Raw genomic sequence first — 3,569 nt, 5'->3', positions numbered from 1 at the left:
GGTGGGGGGGCTGGCCGGGCTGGCCTTGGGCACCGTGCTTGGCCTGTGGCGGCAGGCGGCGAGCGTGAGCTTCCTGACCATCGAAGTGCTGCGGCCCATCCCGTCGGTGGCCTTGATTCCGCTGGCCATGCTGATCTTCGGCTTCGGCGTGACGATGGAAACCAGCGTGGTGGCCTTCGCCACCGTCTGGCCGGTGTTGGTGCTGGCCCAGGCTGCGGTGCGGCAGATCGAGCCGCGGCTGCTCGAGGTGAGCGCAGCGCTGCAGCTCAAGCCCCGCGACCGGTTCCTGAAGATCGTGCTGCCGGCCGTGCTGCCGCGCCTGTTCGTGGCCTTGCGCCTGGGAGTGGCCATTGCGCTGATGGTGGCTGTCACGGTGGAGATCGCGGCCAACCCGTACGGCATCGGCTACGCGCTGATGCTGTCCCAGCAAAGCCTGAATCCGGCGCTGATGCTGGCCTGGCTGTTGTGGATCGGTGCGCTCGGCCTGGGCATCAACGCGGCGGCGGGCGCGCTGCAGCAGGGCCTGGCCCGCCGCATGGGAGCTTGGCCATGAAACTCGACTTGCGTCACACGGCCGGCTCGGTGGCCCTGCTGGCCGCGATGCTGGGGCTGTGGTGGCTGGCCAGCCACCTGGGCTGGATGAACCGGGCCTTCCTGCCCACGCCCGAAGCCGCCTTTGGCGCGCTGGGCGATGGGTTCACCGGGGGCTCGCTGGGCAGCGACACGCTGGCCACGGTGGGGCGAATGCTGCTGGGCTGGGGCCTGGCCTCGCTGTGCGGCGTGGTGCTGGGGGCGCTGATCGGCAGCTCCGAGGCCGCCCGCCGCTGGCTGCAGCCGACGCTGGAGTTCATGCGGCCCCTGCCTGCTTCGGCGCTGATGCCGCTGGCGATTGCGCTGTTCGGCCTGTCAGCCGGCATGGTGCTCGCGGTGGTGGCCTTCGGTGCGATGTGGCCCGTGCTGCTGGCCACGGTGCACGGCTTCGGCGCGTTGCATGGGCGACTGCGCGAGGTCGGCCGCGCGCTGCAGCTCTCCCGCCGGGCCTTCGTGGCCCAGGTGGGACTGCCCCATGCCATGCCGGACATCCTGGCGGGCATGCGCCTGTCGATGACGATTTCGCTGATCGTGTCGGTGGTAGGCGAGATGCTGGCCTCCCAACCCGGGCTGGGCCAGGCCATCTTGCTGGCCGCCCGGTCGTACCAGGCCAGCGAGCTGTTTGCCGGCGTGATGCTGCTGGGCGGCATCGGTTTCGCCAGCAATGCCGCGCTCGCGGCCGCCGAGGCCCACCTGCTGCGCTGGCAGCGCCGTTGAGCCTTCTCCTGTTTCCACCTTTCGAGGACCTGCCTGTGACACGCCGCTTTGTCGACCTCTCGATCTACCTCGAAAACGAGGTGGCCTCCGACCCGCCGGGCCTGGAGCCCCGCATCACCTACTTCACCCACGCGCACAGCTACGAGCAGATCGAGCCGTTCTTCCCCGGCCTGCGGCGCGAGGACCTGCCCGATGGCGAAGGCTGGGCGGTGGAACTGGTGCAGCTCTCCACCCACAACGGCACCCATCTCGACGCGCCCTATCACTTCCACAGCAGCATGGACGCTGCGCTGGGCGAGCGCCGCAAGTCCACCACCATCGACGACGTGCCGCTGGCGTGGTGTTTCCAGCCGGCGGTGAAGCTGGACTTCCGTCACTTCGCCGATGGCTACGTGGTGACGGCCGCCGATGTGGCAGCGGAGCTGGACCGCATCGGCCACCGCCTCAAGCCCTTGGAGATCGTGCTGATCAACACGCGGGCCGGCGAGCGCTATGGCCATCCCGACTATGTCTCGGCCGGTTGCGGCATGGGCTACGAGGCCACGATGTACCTGCTGGAGCGGGGCATCCGGCTGACCGGCACCGACGCCTGGAGCTGGGACGCGCCGTTTGTGCACACCGCCAAGAAATACCGCGAGACGCAGGACGCCAGCCTGATCTGGGAGGGCCACAAGGCGGGGCGTGACATCGGCTACAGCCACCTCGAGAAGCTGCACAACCTGGAGTCGCTGCCCAGCGACGGCTTCCATGTCTCCTGCTTCCCGCACAAGGTGCGTGGCGCTTCGGCCGGGTGGACCCGTGCCGTGGCCATCTTCGACGAGGCCTTGATGGCCGCCGGCTGAACCTCGGCGGCGCCTCGCCGCCGGCCCCGTTCCTTCATTCCCGCCCTGCGGTGGCCTTGGGGCCGCCGCACGGCATCGTTCGCCCTGGATTTCCAACCCACCGACAACGACCCCACGAGGAGACATGATGAACCAGTGCCTTTTGCACAGCTCCCTCACCGCTTGCCTGACCCTGGCCGCCGGCACCACCTGTGCCCAATCGAACGTCACCCTTTACGGCGTGATGGACGCCGGCCTCTACCAGAAGCAGCTGGCCGGCGGCAGCCGCGACCGGCAGGTGGAGAGCAACCTGATGGAGACCTCGCAGCTCGGTTTCCGTGGCACCGAAGACCTGGGCGGCGGATGGCGCGGCCTGTTCGACCTCAGCACCTTCTTCCGGCCTGACCTGGGCGCCGCCACGCGCGGCATTCCGGGCGAGACCTTCTGGAGCAAGAGCGCCCTGGTCGGCGTGGCCGGGGACTGGGGCACGCTCAGGCTGGGCCGCATGTCCACGCCGGGCTTCCTGAACATGATCCGCTTCAACCCGTTCGGCGCATCGTCGTCCTTGAGTCCCACCTTCCTGCAGACCTATGTGGGCAGCCCCACGCAGCCCATGACCACCGGCAGCGGCGCCACCGACTCCGGCTGGAACGGCTCGGTGGCCTACACCTCGCCCAGGCTGGCCGGCCTGGTGGCGGCGCTGCAGGTCACCGACAACAAGAGCAATGGCGGGCGTCGCATCGGGGGCAGCCTGAGCTACAGCGCAGGTGATCTTGCGGCCACCCTCTCGGTGGAGCATGTGCAGGACGCCGCGCTCACCTTCCCGTTGTGGGATACCGCGCTGGCCGGTGCCGTGCCGCCCTACACCGCCCACGACCTGAAGACCTGGAACCTGGGGGCTTCCTACGACTTTGGCGTCGTCAAGCTGTTCGGCCAGGCGATCGACACCCGCATGGCCGGCCTGCGCGCCGGGCGGTCGCAGGACATCGAGTTGAAGACCTACCAGCTCGGCCTCTCCGCGCCGATGGGCAGCGGCCGCTGGCTGCTGTCGTCGGCCCGCACCGGCATGCAGCGCGCCGGGGCCCAGGACCTGCACCGCACCACCACCAGCCTGGGTTATGGCCACGACCTGTCCAAGCGCACCGACCTGTACGCCGTGGTGATGGACGACCGGATGACCGAGCTCAGCAGCGGCACCGGCTTCGCGCTGGGCATCCGCCACCGCTTCTGACCTGCCTGTGCCTGCAGCCGCCCAGGCCCTTCGGCCTTGTGCTTTCTGGAACACCTCGCCATGACCTTGAATGCCACACACGATGCCCGCCTGCGCAGCTGGGTGGACGCCGCCAACCTGCCCGGGACCGACTTCCCGATCCAGAACCTGCCACATGGCGTGTTCCGCCGTGCCGGCAGCGCCGAGGCCTTTCGCGGCGGCGTGGCCAT

At 69.3% G+C, this 3,569-nt stretch carries 4 protein-coding genes and 1 pseudogene; all 5 read left to right on the top strand.

The window, feature by feature from the left end; all coding sequences use genetic code 11:
• On the top strand, nt 1-553 hold a 553-nt coding region (locus FKP22_RS24225), incomplete at its 5' end, for an ABC transporter permease (protein WP_141290227.1).
• Nucleotides 550-1,308 carry an ABC transporter permease gene (locus tag FKP22_RS24220; RefSeq protein ID WP_141290226.1) on the top strand — a complete coding sequence of 253 codons (759 nt, stop codon included), beginning with the start codon at nt 550-552 and terminating at the stop codon, nt 1,306-1,308. The genes FKP22_RS24225 and FKP22_RS24220, both read left to right, overlap by 4 nt.
• Before the next feature lie 35 nt (nt 1,309-1,343).
• Nucleotides 1,344-2,150 carry a cyclase family protein gene (locus FKP22_RS24215; RefSeq protein WP_141290225.1) on the top strand — a complete coding sequence of 269 codons (807 nt, stop codon included), beginning with the start codon at nt 1,344-1,346 and terminating at the stop codon, nt 2,148-2,150.
• Nucleotides 2,151-2,277: 127 nt separating this feature from the next.
• A complete protein-coding gene (locus FKP22_RS24210; RefSeq protein WP_170201056.1) occupies nt 2,278-3,360 on the top strand; it encodes a porin in 1,083 nt (360 codons plus the stop codon).
• Nucleotides 3,361-3,420: 60 nt separating this feature from the next.
• Nucleotides 3,421-3,569, top strand: a pseudogene (locus FKP22_RS34045) (fumarylacetoacetase); the annotation flags it as partial.

The sequence above is a fragment of the Ideonella azotifigens genome (assembly GCF_006519715.1).
Taxonomy (GTDB): Bacteria; Pseudomonadota; Gammaproteobacteria; order Burkholderiales; family Burkholderiaceae_C; genus Ideonella; species Ideonella azotifigens.
Note: the sequence above shows the minus strand (reverse complement) of the source record. Positions and strands in the feature narration are given on the sequence as shown.